15 protein-coding genes and 1 pseudogene are annotated in these 15,897 nt (G+C 65.9%); 10 read left to right on the top strand and 6 right to left on the bottom strand.

The genetic code is table 11. From position 1 onward, the window contains the following. Positions 1–33 precede the first annotated feature (33 nt). Complete coding sequence (locus ABJ196_RS08010) at positions 34–2,412, top strand: excinuclease ABC subunit UvrA (RefSeq protein ID WP_347306026.1); 2,379 nt, start codon at positions 34–36, stop codon at positions 2,410–2,412. On the opposite strand, the gene ABJ196_RS08015 is transcribed toward ABJ196_RS08010, so the two are convergent. Then, complete coding sequence (locus ABJ196_RS08015) at positions 2,409–2,708, bottom strand: WhiB family transcriptional regulator (protein ID WP_347306028.1); 300 nt, start codon at positions 2,706–2,708, stop codon at positions 2,409–2,411. The genes ABJ196_RS08010 and ABJ196_RS08015 overlap by 4 nt on opposite strands. A gap of 287 nt (positions 2,709–2,995) precedes the next feature. Between ABJ196_RS08015 and ABJ196_RS08020 the strand changes: the two genes are divergently transcribed. Both ABJ196_RS08020 and ABJ196_RS08025 read left to right on the top strand, forming a co-directional pair. Beyond that, a complete protein-coding gene (locus tag ABJ196_RS08020; protein ID WP_347306030.1) occupies positions 2,996–3,568 on the top strand; it encodes a sigma-70 family RNA polymerase sigma factor in 573 nt (190 codons plus the stop codon). A gap of 39 nt (positions 3,569–3,607) precedes the next feature. Beyond that, a complete protein-coding gene (locus tag ABJ196_RS08025) occupies positions 3,608–4,480 on the top strand; it encodes a hypothetical protein (RefSeq protein ID WP_347306032.1) in 873 nt (290 codons plus the stop codon). A gap of 147 nt (positions 4,481–4,627) precedes the next feature. Here the strand turns inward: ABJ196_RS08025 and ABJ196_RS08030 are convergent, their stop codons facing one another. Then, complete coding sequence (locus ABJ196_RS08030; protein ID WP_347306034.1) at positions 4,628–4,999, bottom strand: DUF5319 domain-containing protein; 372 nt, start codon at positions 4,997–4,999, stop codon at positions 4,628–4,630. A 119-nt stretch (positions 5,000–5,118) separates the two neighbouring features. On the opposite strand from ABJ196_RS08030, the gene guaB reads away from it, so the two are divergent. From guaB to ABJ196_RS08045, 3 genes are read left to right on the top strand one after another with little or no spacing between them, the layout of a single operon-like run. After that, positions 5,119–6,639: an IMP dehydrogenase gene (gene guaB / locus ABJ196_RS08035; RefSeq protein WP_347306036.1), complete on the top strand. Its 1,521-nt coding sequence runs from the start codon at positions 5,119–5,121 to the stop codon at positions 6,637–6,639. 9 nt (positions 6,640–6,648) lie between these two features. Continuing rightward, a complete protein-coding gene (locus ABJ196_RS08040; protein WP_347306038.1) occupies positions 6,649–7,785 on the top strand; it encodes a GuaB3 family IMP dehydrogenase-related protein in 1,137 nt (378 codons plus the stop codon). A gap of 60 nt (positions 7,786–7,845) precedes the next feature. Continuing rightward, complete coding sequence (locus tag ABJ196_RS08045) at positions 7,846–8,307, top strand: phosphatase PAP2 family protein (RefSeq protein WP_347306040.1); 462 nt, start codon at positions 7,846–7,848, stop codon at positions 8,305–8,307. Here ABJ196_RS08045 and ABJ196_RS08050 read toward each other — a convergent pair. After that, entirely contained in the window at positions 8,304–9,188 is an 885-nt protein-coding gene (locus ABJ196_RS08050) for an EamA family transporter (RefSeq protein ID WP_347306042.1), read from the bottom strand. The genes ABJ196_RS08045 and ABJ196_RS08050 overlap by 4 nt on opposite strands. Before the next feature lie 83 nt (positions 9,189–9,271). Here ABJ196_RS08050 and ABJ196_RS08055 point away from each other — a divergent pair, with 83 nt between their 5' ends. Next, positions 9,272–10,153, top strand: a complete 882-nt coding sequence (locus ABJ196_RS08055; RefSeq protein WP_347306044.1) for a LysR family transcriptional regulator — start codon at positions 9,272–9,274, stop codon at positions 10,151–10,153. Here the strand turns inward: ABJ196_RS08055 and ABJ196_RS08060 are convergent. Then, positions 10,150–10,458, bottom strand: a complete 309-nt coding sequence (locus ABJ196_RS08060) for a hypothetical protein (RefSeq protein ID WP_347306046.1) — start codon at positions 10,456–10,458, stop codon at positions 10,150–10,152. The genes ABJ196_RS08055 and ABJ196_RS08060 overlap by 4 nt on opposite strands. 8 nt (positions 10,459–10,466) lie before the next feature. Then, positions 10,467–11,324, bottom strand: coding sequence for a LysR family transcriptional regulator (locus ABJ196_RS08065; protein WP_347306048.1), 858 nt, complete (start codon positions 11,322–11,324; stop codon positions 10,467–10,469). A gap of 75 nt (positions 11,325–11,399) precedes the next feature. Between ABJ196_RS08065 and ABJ196_RS08070 the strand changes: the two genes are divergently transcribed. Both ABJ196_RS08070 and guaA read left to right on the top strand, forming a co-directional pair. Then, positions 11,400–12,386 (top strand): alpha/beta hydrolase, encoded by a 987-nt coding sequence (locus ABJ196_RS08070; RefSeq protein ID WP_347306050.1) that lies wholly within the window; start codon positions 11,400–11,402, stop codon positions 12,384–12,386. Between the two features lies 1 nt (position 12,387). After that, a complete protein-coding gene (gene guaA, locus ABJ196_RS08075) occupies positions 12,388–13,965 on the top strand; it encodes a glutamine-hydrolyzing GMP synthase (protein ID WP_347306056.1) in 1,578 nt (525 codons plus the stop codon). A gap of 52 nt (positions 13,966–14,017) precedes the next feature. On the opposite strand, the pseudogene ABJ196_RS08080 reads toward guaA, so the two are convergent. Continuing rightward, positions 14,018–15,153, bottom strand: a pseudogene (locus ABJ196_RS08080) (DUF2252 domain-containing protein). A gap of 304 nt (positions 15,154–15,457) precedes the next feature. Here ABJ196_RS08080 and ABJ196_RS08085 point away from each other — a divergent pair. Beyond that, positions 15,458–15,817 carry an aldo/keto reductase gene (locus ABJ196_RS08085; protein ID WP_347306052.1) on the top strand — a complete coding sequence of 120 codons (360 nt, stop codon included), beginning with the start codon at positions 15,458–15,460 and terminating at the stop codon, positions 15,815–15,817. Positions 15,818–15,897: the final 80 nt, after the last annotated feature.

Raw genomic sequence — 15,897 nt, forward strand, 5'->3', positions numbered from 1 at the left:
GGACGGGGTTGCACGCGTTTTATGATGAAGCACGTGCATGATTTCATCCGTGTGACCGGCGCCCGCGATAACAACCTCCGCGGCGTCTGCGTCGACATCCCCAAGCGCCAACTCACCGTCTTCACCGGCGTGTCGGGCTCCGGCAAGTCCTCTCTCGTTTTCGACACCATCGCCGCGGAGTCGCAGCGCCTGGTCAACGAGACCTACCCCGGTTTCGTCCAGGGCTTCATGCAGTCTCTGCCGCGCCCGGATGTCGACCGCCTGGAGGGGCTCACCGCCGCCATCATCGTGGGGCAGGAGCCCATGGCCGCCAACGCGCGCTCGACGTTTGGTACCGCCACGGACATCACGCCGGCGCTGCGCGTGCTCTTCTCCCGCGCCGCCGAGCCCCGCGCGGGCGGCCCCGGCGCCTACTCTTTCAACGTGCCCTCGGTCTCTGCCCAAGGCGGCATGTCCGTCAACGGAAAGAAGAAGGAGCTCACGCGATTCGAAAGGGCCGGCGGCATGTGCCCCACGTGCGAGGGCCGCGGCACCGTCTCTGACATCGATCTTTCCGCCGTCGTGGACGAATCGCTCTCCCTTGACGATGGAGCCATCCTCCTGCCTGGCCTCAAGGTCGGCTCGTGGACGTGGAAGGCCTACGCCCAGTCCGGCCTTTATCCCACGGATGTCCCTGTCCGCGAGTTCACCGAGGAACAGCGGCACGCGCTGCTTGAGCTCGACGGCATCAAGACGAAGCTCAATGGCATCAACGTGAGCTACCAGGGCCTGCTGCCACGCATGCGCGGCTCGATGCTCGCCAACGATCCGGCGAGTCTCCAGAAGCACGTCCGAGAGTTCGTCGAGCGCGCAGTCCGGTTCGTGACCTGCCCCGCCTGCGAGGGCACGCGCCTGGCCCAGCATGCCCGCGACTCAAAGCTCGCAGGTAAGTCCATCGCAGACGTCTGCGCGCTCGAGCTTTCCGATGCCCTCGCCTGGCTCGACGCCCTCACTCTGCCGCAGGTCGCCCCGCTCGTCGACTCCATCGCGCAGTCCCTGTGCAACGCTATCGAGCTGGGGCTAGGTTATCTCACGCTCGACCGCCCAGCGGGCACGCTGTCTGGTGGCGAGGCGCAGCGTACCCGCATGGTGCGACACCTCTCCTCGGCGCTCACGGATGCCACCTACGTCTTCGACGAGCCGACCGCTGGCCTTCACCCGCACGACATCGCGCGGCTCGGCCGCCTGCTGCTCGCGCTGCGCGACAAGGGCAACACCGTCCTCGTCGTCGAGCACAAGCCGGAAATTATCGAGCTCGCCGATTACGTCGTGGATCTCGGACCCGGCGCCGGCAGCGAGGGCGGCGAGATCCTGTTCGCCGGCACCGTCACCGACTTGCGCGCGGCCGAATCGCTCACGGCCCGTCACCTCGCCGACCGCGCCCACTGCAAAGAGACCGTGCGCGAGCCCACCGGCGCCATCGAAGTCCGCGGCGCGTCCAAGAACAACCTGCGCGACGTCGACGTCGATATCCCGCGTGGCGTCTTCACGTGCGTTACTGGCATCGCGGGCTCCGGCAAGTCCTCACTCATGGACTGCCTGCCGGGTTCGTTCCTGCTCGTGGATCAGAAGCCCATCAAGGGCTCGCGGCGCTCCAACCCGGCGACGTATACCGGCGCGCTCGACTCCATTCGCACCGCCTTCGCCAAGGCCAACGGCGTGAAACCCGCGCTCTTCTCCGCGAACTCCGAGGGTGCCTGCCCTCACTGCAACGGCGCCGGCACCGTCTTTGTCGAGCTTGGATTCATGTCGGGCGTCGACGTGCCCTGTGAGGTCTGCGAGGGCCGCCGCTTCGCCGACGCCGTCCTCGACTTCCGGCTCGCCGCCAGCGAGGAGTCGCTCAACATCGCCGACGTTCTCGAGCTGCCGGCCGCCCGCGCCGCCGAGTTCCTCCGCGCCGCGAAGGTCACCGCCGCCGCACGCATCTGTGACGACCTCGTCGCCGTGGGTCTGAGCTACCTCACCCTCGGCCAGTCGCTCACCACGCTCTCGGGCGGTGAGCGTCAGCGCCTCAAGCTCGCGGTCCACCTCGGCGAGCTCCACAAAGCCCGCCGCGCGAAGAAGGCCGCGGAAAGACCAGTCGACGTCATCGTCCTCGACGAGCCGACTACCGGCCTGCATCTCGCCGACATCGACACGCTCGTGCGGCTCATCGACCGCCTCGTCGATGAGGGCATGACCGTCATCGCGGTCGAGCACCACCTCGCCGTCGTCGCGCGCGCTGACCACGTCATCGATCTCGGCCCCGGCGCCGGCAGCGCCGGCGGCCGCGTTATCGCGCAGGCAAGCCCCCGCGCACTCGCCGCGAAGCCTGGCGACAGCCTCACCGGAAGGTATCTGGCGGCGTACGTCGAGGGGGCATCGGCAAGCTAGACGGTGACCTTGGCGCGGTTGCGGCGGGAACGCAGTGCAATGGTGCGCTCGGTCTCGCTCATGCCGCCCCATACGCCGTAAGGCTCAGCCGAGGCGAGCGCGTGCTCGCGGCACAGCTCAATGACGGGGCAGCTGCTGCAAATCGCCTTGGCGCGGTTCTCGCGCTGGGCACGCGCACGCCCGCGCTCGCCGTCCGGATGGTAGAAAACGTCCGAGTTCTCGCCACGGCAGGCACCGTGCAATTGCCACTCCCACAGCTCGGAAGTAGGTCCCGGCAGGAATTGAGGCTGAGCCACGTTCCTTCTGTCTCCTTGTGTTAGACCTTCACGCATCTCGGCGTGTCGTACGAGATAGGAAGTGTCTACTCACGACATGAACGATTGTTGAACCGCGGGTTTCCTTCGCATGGCGTGCAGCGTGCGGCGCCGCGCCGGAGGGGATCTACCTGCGAAGATAAGTAAGGTTAAAGATTGGTGAATTTTCCTCTTTCTTTAGAACCCACGCGGCTGTTTGTGTTTCTTTCACGTGGTTGTGCCAAGATGTTAAAAGCTGGAAACGACTTTCGCGTGAGGGATGATGACAAGTGAGCGACACCGACTCTGAGCTCGACGGCCTGGTGCCGTTGGCCGTTGACGGTAATAAACGTGCACTGCAGAAGCTCCTCGCAATTATTTATCCACAGGTGCTGCGCTATTGCCGTGCGCGCATTGGCGGCGGACGTCAGCCCACGGCTGAAGACGTGACGCAGGAAATCTGCCTCGCCGTCTCCACCGCCATTTCTGGCTATGAAGACAAAGGACGCCCGTTTATGGCCTTCGTCTACGGCATCGCGTTTAACAAGGTGACAGATGCGCACCGAGCGATGGGTCGTGACCATTCTCTGCCCACCGAGGACGTCCCGGATTCCACTGCGACGGACAACACCCCCGAGGAAGCCGCTTTAGAAGTCGACGGAAGTAACAAGGTGCGCGCGTTGCTCGATACATTGAGTGACAAGGCTCGCGACATCGTGATTCTCCGAGTCTTCGTCGGTCTCTCGGCAGAAGAGACGGCGGAGATCGTCGGTTCAACTCCAGGCGCGGTCCGTGTTGCGCAGCATCGCGCGCTATCCCAACTGCGTAAAGCCGTTTCTTCCCAGCGGGCTGAGCGCGCGTGATTTCATTATTATTTTATAGCCAGGAAGGGAGTGAGCTGAATGGCTAAGCACAATGATGCGGAGGCCCAAGACATCGCCGCACAGCTCCAGCCGCTCGTCGATGACGATGCATTCCTCACCGAACTTTCCTTGGGCAACGATCCTTCAGCGGGCGACGACCCGCTGGCAGCGCTGTTCCTTGAATTGCGTGACGAAGTCGAGGCTCCCATGCCGCCAGCACCCATAGTTGAGGGCGCGGACCACGAGCCCGAAGTCATCTCTCTTGCTGCCGCGCGGCGTCGCCGTCGCGTCAGCCCCTGGGCCTCCGGTCTCATCGGGGCTGCCGCCGCGACCGTGCTTCTCGCGGGGTCTGGCGCTGTGGTCTATAATGCCGGTCCCGGCTCGCCGCTCTATGGTCTCAACGAGTCCGTCTTTGGCACGTCGCAGGACGCTGCAGAGGTGGAGCTCGCCTCCTCGCTCGAGGAGATGCAGGACAAGGTTGCCCAAGGCGATATCGAGGGCGCGCGTGCCGTGCTGTCCGATACGCGCAAGAAGCTTAAGGATCCGTCTCCTGAGGTCGTGGCCAAGCTGGAGGCCGCTGAAAAGCGTCTCGAGCAGCAGCGCAGCCAGAGGATTACAGTGACGGTTACCGTGACGCCCGAGGCTTCCGATGCCCCCTCGTCCGCCGCCGAGCCCGGCACCGTCACCGCCACCCAGACGCTCGTCCAGACGGAAACCGTCCAGGCTCCGAGCCAAGGCGAGGCAGGCATCGGTTCGTCTGAAGCCTCGGTGACCAACCCGCAGACTGAGCCGTCCGCGGGCGGAGATACGTCGGCGACGCAGGCCCCGGAACCGCTGGAAACGACGGCCGCCGTGGCCGATGATCCGAACATGGGCAACTCCGGCAACGCCGCCACGGCGTCTGATACCTAGGATGCCTACACCGTCGATATCTAGGCCGACAGCCCGGTACAGTCGGGCGAGTAAAGTCACCCGTACATAGCGAAGAACCCGGCGACCACATGGTCGCCGGGTTCTGTCGTGTTCAACGCTGCGTGTGGCGCGTGCGTTGCGGCAGGGCTAGCGGCCCTCGAGTCCGTCGAGGTAGCCCAGCGCGTAGTCCCACGGGACGTAGCGCGACGGGTCGGGCTGGGCACCAGGCTCATGGACGGGCGCGAGCTCGTTGCTCAGCGTCGAGCGCATGTTGGCCGCCATGATGTCCCACTCGTAGAAGTGGTCCTCGCCGCAGTCTTCGCAGAAGAAGAACACGCCGTCGACCCCGCGGGGACCGAGGACGCGGGCGAATTCCTGGACGAGCTTCAGGTCGTGTTCGACCGCGGCGCGTTCCTCAGGGCTCAACGGCTCGACGGTGTCCTCTTCTTCCAAGAAGGACGCGGGGTCGTTGGGATCATCCGCGAAGGGATCGCGGGGCATATTCGCGAAAAAGTTCACCTGATCGAGCCTAGGGGGCCGTGCGTTATTGCGCAATTCCCCCTTGAGAGTCGAAAAGACTACAGTAAAGGGCACTATCAGCCTTGTTTGATGCCGCAAATGTTAGGAGACTTCTTCGCATGACCGATTCTCGTATTCACACCGGTGGGGACGACCCGAATAAGGTTGCCCTCTACGGATTGACCTTTGACGATGTCCTTCTGCTTCCGGCCGAATCCAACATCGTTCCTTCCGAGGTAGAGACGTCGGCTCAATTCACGCGCAATATCCGCCTGGGCGTCCCGCTGGTATCGGCCGCGATGGACACCGTTACCGAGGCGCGGATGGCTATTGCGATGGCCCGCCAGGGCGGCATCGGCGTGCTCCACCGCAATCTGTCCACGGAGGACCAAGCACAGCAGGTAGAGATTGTGAAGCGCTCCGAATCAGGCATGGTCACGGATCCGGTCACCGCGTCACCGGATATGACCATCCAGGAAGTCGATGACCTCTGCGCGCGCTTCCGCATCTCCGGCCTGCCGGTGGTCGACGCGAATGGCATCCTGTTGGGTATCTGCACCAACCGCGACATGCGCTTCGAGCCGGACTACTCGCGCAAGGTCTCCGAGATTATGACGCCCATGCCGCTCGTCGTCGCCAAGGAAGGCGTGACGAAGGACGAGGCGCTGGCGTTGCTTTCCACCAACAAGGTTGAAAAACTGCCCATCGTCGACGCGAACAACAAACTCGTCGGCCTTATCACCGTCAAGGACTTCGTCAAGACCGAGCAATTCCCCAACGCCTCGAAGGACGACTCCGGCCGCCTGCTCGTTGCCGCGGGCATCGGCACCGGCGAGGACGCATACAACCGCGCCGGCGCACTCGTCGACGCGGGCGTCGACGTCCTCGTCGTCGACTCCGCCCACGCGCACAACAACCGCGTGCTCGAGATGGTCTCCCGCGTGCAGAAGGACTTCGGTTCGAAGATCGACGTCGTGGGCGGCAACCTCGCCACCCGCGAGGCGGCGCGCGACATGATCGCCGCTGGCGCGGACGCCATCAAGGTCGGCATCGGCCCGGGCTCCATCTGCACCACCCGCGTGGTCGCTGGCGTCGGCGCGCCGCAGATTACCGCCATCATGGAAGCCGCCGCGGTCGCAGGCCCGGCGGGCATTCCGATCATCGGCGACGGTGGCATGCAGTACTCCGGCGACATCGCGAAGGCACTCGCGGCCGGTGCTGACACCGTCATGCTCGGCTCTATGTTCGCTGGCACCACCGAGGCCCCCGGCGACATCGTCGTCGTGAACGGCAAGCAGTACAAGCGCTACCGCGGCATGGGCTCCATGGGCGCCATGCAGGGCCGCGGCCTGTCCGGCGAGAAGCGTTCCTACTCCAAGGACCGCTACTTCCAGGCAGACGTCAAGAGCGAGGACAAGCTCGTGCCGGAAGGCGTGGAGGGACGCGTGCCGTTCCGCGGCGACATGGATGCCATCGTTCACCAGATCATCGGCGGCCTGCGCGCCTCGATGGGCTACACCGGTTCCGCGAACCTCGACGAGCTCAAGACCAAGCGCTTCGTGCAGATTACCGCCGCGGGTCTCAAGGAATCCCACCCGCACCACCTGCAGCAGATCATCGAAGCCCCGAACTACCGCTAAGGACTATTCATGCGCGACTACGTTGAAATCGGCATCGGACGCGAGGCTCGCCGCACCTACGACCTGGCGCAGGTCTCGCTCGTCCCGACGCGCCGTACCCGTTCGTCCAAGGACGTCGACACCACGTGGAACGTCGATGCGTACACCTTCGACACGCCGTTCGTCTCACACCCGACCGACGCCCTGGCCACGCCGGAGTTCGTCATCGAGATGGGCAAGCAGGGCGGTCTAGGCGTCATTAATGCCGAAGGCCTGTGGGGACGCCACGAGGATCTCGAAGGCGCGCTCGCTCGTGCGACCGAGAACCCCGCCGATCTCTCGACGCTGCAGGAACTCCACGCAGCTCCGCTCAACGAGGAACTGCTCGCCGAGCGCATTGCGCAGGTTCGCGATGCCGGTGTGACCGTGGCTGTGCGCGTGTCCCCGCAACGTGCCCGTGAGCTCGCCCCAGTCGTCATCAAGGCGGGCGCGGAGATCCTGTTTATCCAGGGCACGCTCATTTCCGCCGAGCACGTCCAGCAGGGCGGGGAGCCGCTCAACCTCAAGGAGTTCATCGGCTCCATCGATACCCCGGTCATCGCGGGCGGCGTGGCGGATTACACCACCGCCCTGCACCTCATGCGCGCTGGCGCCGCGGGCGTTATCGTCGGCTCGGGTGTTAACACCAACCCGGAGACCGTGGGCATCGACGTGCCCATGGCCACCACCATCGCTGATGTCGCCGCCGCGCGCCGCGACTATCTTGACGAGACCGGTGGCCGCTACGTTCACATCCTCGCGGATGGAGACATCTTCACCTCCGCGGACATCGCCAAGGCCATTGCCTGCGGTGCCGATGCCGTCGTGCTCGGCCCCGTCCTCGCCCGCGCGGCCGAGGCTGGCGGTCAGGGCTTCTACTGGCCGTCGACGGCGGGTCACCCGCGCTTCCCGCGCGGCGTCATCGAGTCCGCAGACCTCTATGCGCTCGATGTGCTTCCCGATGCCTCCTTGGCGGCCGAGCACCCCAGCCTCGAGGTCGTTCTCCACGGTCCGTCCAACGAGCCGCATGGCTTGCTCAACCTGGTCGGCGGCTTGAAGCGCGCCATGGCCAAGTGCGGCTACACGGACTTGAAGGCCTTCCAAAAGGTGGGTCTCGCCGTCCGCTAACGTGTGGACCAAGGGTGCCGCGGCCTGTCCGCGGCATCTTTGCCGCATGCGGGACTTTCTATGGATCAAGCAGTTCTCGACTTTATTTACACCCACCGGATTGAATGGCTCAACACCCCCACGGTGATCTTCAGCCATATCCTCACGCCACGGTGGCTCTTCCTCGCGGTGCTCGCGTGGGGGCTCTACTCGCGGAAGTGGAGCCCGGCGTTTGCCGTCGGCCTCGGCGAGGTGACGGCGCTCGTGCTCAAGTGGATCATCGACCGGCCGCGCCCGGACGTGCTCTACCAGCTCACGACCGTGACGGATTCGGGCATGCCCTCGGCGCATACGGTGGCCATCTTTGCGCTCGCCGTTGTCATCCGCAAGCCCTGGGCCTGGGCTTTCGCGGTGGCAAGCGCGGTGGCCCGCATGTATGTGGGCGTGCACTGGCTCACGGACGTGCTCGTGGGCGTCGTAGTGGGCGTTGCCGTTGGCCTCTTTGTACGCTGGGGCTCGCAGCCCCGCGCCGCTAGGAGTTAGGCAGGAACGGGCGCTGGAGTGTGCGGACTCCGGCGCCTTTCGCGTGTGCGGCGCTGTCCAGCGCTGAGTGTCTGGAGCACCGACGCCGTGACAACGAGGACCACGGCCGTAAGCTTCAGGGCGGTCACGCCTTGCGCGAGCAGGAGCCATCCGAAGAACGCGGCGAAGACCGGCTCGAGCGCGATGAGCACGGAGAAGACGTTGGGCGCGAGCGTGCGCAGCGCGATGAGCTCGAGTGAATAGGGGATAAGCGACGCCAGTAGCCCGGTGCCCACCGCGAGGAGGAGCAGGTGCGGGTCCGCGGCGATGGTCGCGGCTCCGGTGCCGCCCAGCGGCAGCAACACCACCGCGCCGAAGACGAGCGCCACGGCGAGACCGCCCTGGCCCGGAACGAGGCGGCCCACGCGCTTCGACGCGAGGATGTAGCAGATCCAGAACGCGCCTGCGGTCAGCGCGCACGCGACGCCCGCGGGGTCGAGCGGCTCGCCCGTGATCGAGTCCAAACCGAGCAGGACCATGCCGGTGAGGGCGAGGGCGACGCAGGCGGCATCGGCAAGCGAGCGGGAGAGCACCGCGGCGAGCAGGAGGGGACCGAGGAATTCGATGGTGACGGCCGTGCCGAGCGGGATAGCGCCGATAGCCGCGTAGAAGAACCCGTTCATCAGGCCGAGCGAGGCGCCAAAGGCTGCCACGGCGGCCCACTGCGCGCGGGTCCAGCGGCGCACGCGCGGGCGCACGATGAGGAGCAGTAACGCGGCGGCGAACGCGAGGCGCATGGCCGCAGTTCCCCACGTGCCGGCGGCGGGGAAGAGTTGTGTGGCGAGCGCGGCGCCGAGTTGGAGCGAGACGCACGAGCCGATGATGCACAGGATTTCCTTCATGCTGCGAGTCTGCCGTATCGCGCACCCGTTAGTCTAGCTCCATTCTGCGGCGTATATCAGTCAGTTTTGCTAACGTATCGGGCATGTTGGATCTCCGCCGACTGCGCATCCTCGCCGAGTTGCGTCGCCTGGGCACCGTGACGGCCGTGGCGGACTCGCTGCACTACACGCATTCGGCGGTCTCGCAGCAGCTCGCGGCGTGCGAACGCGACGTGGGAACGCGGCTGACGGAGCGCGTGGGCCGGCGCCTGCGGCTCACGGAGCAGGGCGAGGTGCTCGCGGACTACGCCGAGCGCATGCTCGCGCTCGCCGACGAGGCCTCTGCCGCCGTCATCGCCTCGACCTCCCGCGTGCGCGGCACGATTCGCGTGACGAGCTTCCAGACCGTCCTGTCCTCGTTGCTGCCGGCGGCGCTCACGCAGCTGGCGCTGGATTTCCCGGAGTTGACGGTCGAGGTGATCCAACACGACGTGGAGGCCGCTGCGCAGGCGCTCGCGCGCCGCGACGTCGACCTCATCCTCGGCGAGGAGTACCCCGGCGACGTCCCGCCTACCGATGCCACCATGCACCGCGAGGTGCTCCTGCGTGACCCGATGTACCTCATCACGCCCGAGACCGGTCCGTGGTCGGGCTTGGAGCTGCCGGATCTAGAGGGCGTGCCGTTTGCCATCGATCCGCCGAATCTGGCAGTGGGCCGCTTCGCCCAGGCGGTGTGCCTGCGCCACGGCTTCGCGCCGAATTTCGCCTTCCAAACCCCTGACCCGTTTCTTCACGTCCACCTCGTGCGCGGCGGCCATGCGGTGTCGCTCGTGCCGGAGCTCATGCTCCCCAACGTCACGGGCGTGCGCGTCGTTCCGCTGCCCGGTAACCCTGCGCGCACGCTGTACACCGCCGTTAACGCTGGCCGGGAGGTTCACCCCGCGCTGGTGGCGTTCCGCGCGGCGCTCGCGGCGGCCGCGCGTTAGTCGTTGAGGAAAATCCAGCGGCCCTCGTTGTCGAAAGTAAGCTTCGTCGACATGGGGGAGCGCGCGATGTCGTGGCCGCCAAACGTGACCATGCCGTCGTTCATCGGGACGTGTTCCGCGATTCCGTCACGCCACAGCGTCACCTCGTCGTCGCGGACCGCGAACGAGTCCCACTCGTGGCCGAAGAGCTCTTCTGCGGTGACCGTCACGGGCGGGATGCCCGCCTCGTCGAGCACGCCCGTGAGTCCCGCGGTCGTCGGCGGCGCTCCGCAACCCGCTAGGAGCCCCGCGCATAGCACGACCATTAACGTCCTCATCGTGTCTCCATTTTCTCCGCAAAGCGCTGCGCTAATGGACTCAACTGCCCCGCACGCAGCCACACGAGGTGAAGCTGGGTTTCCAGCCGCGGCACGAGGGGCCGGAACGCCAGGTCCTCGCCCAGGTTGACGAGGTCCGCGAAGGTCAGCATGTGGCCCAGCCCCTCGCGCACGAACTGTGCGCCGTTATACGCCAACCGCGTCGAGCCTGCCAACCTGAGTTCCACGTCGCCTGCCCATGGCACTATCGTTGCGTCCCACGCTTGCTCCGAGCAGATAAGCGGCACTCCGGTCAGATCGCGCGGGCTCAGAGATTCGTGCCCCGCCAGCTCCGAGCCGCGCGGCGTGACCACGCCCCACACATCCGCCTCCGGTAGCGCCACCGTGTGGTAGATCTGCGGGTCCGGGCGCGATGCCAGTACCGCGAAGTCGAGCAGCCCCGCATGCAGCTTGTCCACGACCTGCTCCGTATCTCCGCTCGTGAGCCGAAACCTCACCCCGGGGTGTGCGTCCTGGAACTCGCTCACCCACCGCGCCACGTACCGGATATGCGGCGACTCGGCGAGCCCAAAAAAGAGGTCACCCGCCAGATTTTCGTCGAATGCGCGCACCTCCGCGGCCGTCTTGTCGGCCATGGCGATAAGCGTCTCGGCGCGCTCGCGGAGGAGGCGGGCGGCATCGGTAAGCTCCAGGGCGGAGCCTGAGCGACGGAAAAGCTTGTGGCCTAACTCGGCCTCGAGCGCGGACATGCGTTTGGACAGCGTTGGCTGGCTGATAAAGAGCGTGCTCGCTGCGTGCGTCATCGAGCCTTCGCGTGCGACGGCGAGGAAATAGCGCAAGTTGGTCAGGTCCATGGCATTCCATTCTAGAATAGTGCGCATGCGAAATCGCTATTGGCGGAATATTCACGCCGAGCGGAGAATAAGGGCATGAACATCGAAATGACTCCCATCTGGGACAAGGTTTTCCCGCAGGACCCTTCCATCAAACACTCCAAGGTCGCCATCCCGACCCACTTCGGCACGACGCTCGCCGCCGACGTTTACGAGCCTGCCGATGCCCCCTCGCCGCGCCCCGCCATCGCCGTGTCTGGTCCGTTCGGCGCAGTGAAGGAGCAGTCCAGCGGACTCTACGCGCAGGAGCTGGCGCGCCGTGGCTTCCTCACCATTGCCTTCGACCCGTCGTTTACCGGCGAGTCCTCGGGCGTGCAGCGGTACATGAACTCGCCGGACATTAACACCGAGGACTTCCAGGCGGCCGTGGACTACCTTGTCAATCGCTCCGACGTGACGAATGTTGGCCTCTTAGGCGTGTGCGGCTGGGGCGGCGTCGCCATCAACACGGCGGCTATCGACACGCGCGTCAAGGCCACCGTGGCGTCGACCATGTACAACATGAGCGAGGTGGCGCAGAAGGGGTACTTCGACGAGGGGGACTCGTACGCGGCGCGCCACGAGCAGCGCGAGGCGCTCAACGCGCAGCGCACGCGCGACTTTGCTACGGGATCCTACGCCCGGGCCGGCGGCGTGCCGGATGAGGCGCCCGCAGAGGACGCTCCGGAGTTTCTGCGTGGCTACTACAACTACTACAAGACGGAGCGGGGATACCACGCGCGTTCGCTCAACTCGAATGGCGGCTGGGCGGTGACTGCGGGGCTTTCGCTGCTCAACACGCCGCAGCAGGCGTTTGCCCACGAGATCGCGACGCCCGTGCTGCTCGTCCATGGGTCGGAGGCGCACTCGCGCTACTTCTCGGAGCGCACGTACGAGCGCTTGACCGCAGGGGAGTTCGCAGACAACAAGGAACTGCTTATTATCGACGGTGCGACGCACACCGACCTCTACGATCAGTTCGACGCCATCCCGTTCGACAAGCTGGAACAGTTCTACGCCGAGGCGCTGGGACGCATGGGTTAGACTGTATCGCGTGACTACTACTCATCCACGCCCCGTCCTCGTCGTGGACTTTGGCGCCCAGTACGCGCAGCTCATCGCTCGCCGCGTGCGTGAGGCCAATATCTACTCCGAGGTCGTCCCGAATTCCGCATCTGTAGAAGAAATCAAGGCCAAGAACCCGGTCGCGCTCGTCCTCTCCGGCGGTCCTTCGTCGGTCTACGAGGATGGCGCCCCGGCGCTCAAGCCGGAGCTGCTCGAGCTGGGAATCCCGGTCTTCGGCATCTGCTACGGCTTCCAGGCCATGACGCAGGCGCTCGGCGGCACCGTCGCTGCGACCGGTGCCCGCGAGTACGGCCGCACCGAGGTCACCGTCTCCGGCGGCGTCCTGCACGAGGGTCTCGAAGAAAAGCACAACGCTTGGATGTCCCACGGTGACTCCGTGACGAAGGCCCCGGAGGGCTTCGAGGTCACCGCGACCTCTGCCGGTGCCCCGGTCGCCGCGTTCGAGTGCCTGGCCAAGCACATGGCCGGCGTCCAGTACCACCCGGAAGTCATGCACTCCGACCACGGTCAGAAGGTGCTGACCCGCTTCCTCACCGAGGTCGCTGGCCTCGAACAGAACTGGACCGCGGACAACATCGCTGATCAGCTCATCGAGCAGGTCCGCGAGCAGGTTGGCCCAGACGGCCGCGCGATTTGCGGCTTGTCGGGCGGCGTGGATTCCGCCGTGGCTGCTGCCCTCGTGCAGCGCGCCATCGGCGACCGCCTCACCTGCGTCTTCGTCGACCACGGCCTGCTTCGTGCGGGCGAGCGCGAGCAGGTCGAGCACGACTTCGTCGAGTCCACGGGCGCCAAGCTCGTCACTGTCGACGAACGCGAGGCCTTCCTCACCAAGCTCGCCGGCGTCACGGATCCGGAAGCTAAGCGCAAGGCCATCGGCGCGGAGTTCATCCGCTCCTTCGAGCGTGCTGTCGCGGGCGTGCTTGCCGATGCCCCCGCTAACTCCACCGTCGACTTCCTCGTCCAGGGCACCTTGTACCCGGACGTCGTGGAGTCCGGCGGCGGCGACGGCACCGCGAATATCAAGAGCCACCACAACGTGGGCGGCCTGCCGGATGACGTCGAGTTCACTCTCGTCGAGCCGCTGCGCCTGCTGTTCAAGGACGAGGTCCGCGCCGTGGGCCGCGAGCTCGGCTTGCCCGAGGAGATCGTTAACCGTCAGCCGTTCCCGGGGCCGGGCCTGGGCATCCGCATCATCGGCGAGGTCACCGCGGAGCGTCTCGAGACGCTGCGCCAAGCCGACCTTATTGCGCGCACGGAGCTTACCGCTGCTGGCCTCGATAACGAGATTTGGCAGTGCCCGGTCGTGCTGCTCGCCGACGTCCGCTCCGTGGGCGTCCAGGGCGACGGCCGCACCTACGGCCACCCGATCGTCCTGCGTCCGGTGTCTTCTGAGGACGCCATGACCGCGGACTGGACCCGCCTGCCGTACGACGTGCTGGAGAAGATCTCCACGCGCATCACGAACGAAGTGAAAGACGTCAACCGCGTCGTGCTGGACTGCACGTCCAAGCCGCCGGGAACCATCGAGTGGGAATAATCCCGCCTGCCCCGCAGCGCCTCGCCAATTTCGGCGGGGCGCTGCGCGTGTTTTAGAGGAATTCGGCGCGAAACGCCTGCCAGTCGGCCTCGTTCTGGTCAGCATAGGCCCGCGCAAACCGGGCGGCGGAGCGCTCAAAGGCGGTACCTTTACCCAGATAGCCCGCGATGGCTAGTCGGTCACCGGTCCGGGCGTGGGCGCGGGCGAGCGTGAAGGCGGAGAGCACGGCGACCGCGTTGAGTTCCTCGGCGCTGAGGTCATCGAGATCGATGGAACCCTTGCCATTCCACAGTTGGCGCACGTAAAAGTGGTGATCGCCCACCTGCGTCCAGCCGAGCAGGATATCCGCCGTCGCCTGGATGGCGTGTTGGCCCTCGATGACGCGCTGACCATGATGAGCGTACGCGCTTGCCGGGAGATAGGGCGCGAGTGCTGACGGCCGCGCCTCCTTGATCTGCAGAACAAGCGGGTCGTGCTCGCCGTTGCCCTCGAACACCACCATCCACGCACGCAAGCCCACGCTGCCCACGCCCACGACCTTCATCGCTGCATCCTGGTAGCGGTACTGACGCAGCAAGCTGGCCCGCTCTGGTGCGAGCGTGGCGAGATAGGAGCTCAGCGCTTCGCGCACGACGGCATCGGCAAGCTCGCGCTCGGGGCCTTCCACGAGATCACGCAGCGGCACGAGCACCGGCGGATCCGAGATAATGCGTCGTTGCCCGTCGACGACCTCGGTGAGCTTGCCCACCGCACGCTGGCTGTCCTTGGCACGGGCCTTCGCGATGAGCTTGTGCACGCTCTTGACGGACTTTTTGCCCAGTCGTCCACCGAACTCATCGAGTGTCGCCTCCATCTCGAAGCGTGCGTACCACACATCGAGGTTGCCCATGTCCGCGAAACGAGACATCGCCCGGTGGTAGGCGGCAACGGTGGACTCGACGAGCTCCTCCGGATCAAAGCCGCGCTCGCGCGCGCAAATTTCCACGCTGGTCACCAGTCGCGCAACGTCTCATCGAAATCGTTGAGGTCGAAGACCGTGCGCCGATCCGGCGCAGAGAAGAACCCGAAGTTCGAGATATGCGCGTCTCCGCAGACCTGGACCGTGATGCCCGAGGTAGCCAACGACGCGAGGTCCGCCGCCATAATCGCCGCTCCGCCGCGATAGAACGCGAACGCCGACTCCCCCATCCGCGCGTAGCGCAGCGGCAGCAGCTCCGCGACGCGCGCCGGAGCCTGCGCGTGGATGATGCCCAACGGGTCGCGGTCCTCGGCAGGCTGCCACGAGCCGAGGGTACGGCGCGGGGTGTGCTTGCGGGCTGCTTTGCCGGCAGCGCGGCGTTCGGCAGGAGTATGTTGTGGCTTCACGTCGAATCAGCCTAGTCGCGAACGATCGCCTCGTAGAGCTCGCGCGCGGGCGCCGCGGCGTGAGGGCCGGGGCATCGACAAGCGGGCGGGGCCTGGGCACCTGGGTGCTAAACGCCAGCAGCGGGGAGTGGGCGAGGAGCTCGGCGCGCAGTTCATCGTGTTGAGCCCGCTGTCCAATGGCCTACTCACCGACGCCGTCGGCGCGCATGCCTCCTTCAGCAACGGCGATTACCGCTCAGTGATGCCGCAGTTCCGCTGCTACGGCGCGAACGCCGAGCTGCTCCCGCTCGTCCGCCGGCTGGCTGCGGTGTATGACGCGACGCCCGCGCAGCTCTCGCTGGCTTGGGTCATCGCGAAGAACGCGGTGCCCATCCCCGGCAGCCGCAATCCTGAGCGTTTGCGTGAGAATCTCGCCGCGACCGACTTCGTTCTCACAGCCGACGAGGTCGCCGACATGTCCGAGGTCTTCGGCGGCACGAAAAACTAAAACGGCATGCCGAATTGCCCGCCCTTCGGGGCGGGTTGTCGTTTGTGAGGGTTAGTCCACGGTGCAGAGCAAGCGCTTGC

The sequence above is a fragment of the Corynebacterium sp. SA-MJD20WY100 genome (assembly GCF_039822565.1).
GTDB lineage: Bacteria > Actinomycetota > Actinomycetes > Mycobacteriales > Mycobacteriaceae > Corynebacterium > Corynebacterium phoceense_A.

Coding starts and splice junctions, on each gene's coding strand:
- ABJ196_RS08025 (WP_347306032.1), top strand. CDS start 3,608: ATGGCTAAGCACAATGATGCGGAGGCCCAAGACATCGCCGCACAGCTC.
- guaB (WP_347306036.1), top strand. CDS start 5,119: ATGACCGATTCTCGTATTCACACCGGTGGGGACGACCCGAATAAGGTT.
- ABJ196_RS08040 (WP_347306038.1), top strand. CDS start 6,649: ATGCGCGACTACGTTGAAATCGGCATCGGACGCGAGGCTCGCCGCACC.
- ABJ196_RS08045 (WP_347306040.1), top strand. CDS start 7,846: ATGGATCAAGCAGTTCTCGACTTTATTTACACCCACCGGATTGAATGG.
- ABJ196_RS08050 (WP_347306042.1), bottom strand. CDS start 9,188: ATGAAGGAAATCCTGTGCATCATCGGCTCGTGCGTCTCGCTCCAACTC.
- ABJ196_RS08055 (WP_347306044.1), top strand. CDS start 9,272: ATGTTGGATCTCCGCCGACTGCGCATCCTCGCCGAGTTGCGTCGCCTG.
- ABJ196_RS08060 (WP_347306046.1), bottom strand. CDS start 10,458: ATGGTCGTGCTATGCGCGGGGCTCCTAGCGGGTTGCGGAGCGCCGCCG.
- ABJ196_RS08065 (WP_347306048.1), bottom strand. CDS start 11,324: ATGGACCTGACCAACTTGCGCTATTTCCTCGCCGTCGCACGCGAAGGC.
- ABJ196_RS08070 (WP_347306050.1), top strand. CDS start 11,400: ATGAACATCGAAATGACTCCCATCTGGGACAAGGTTTTCCCGCAGGAC.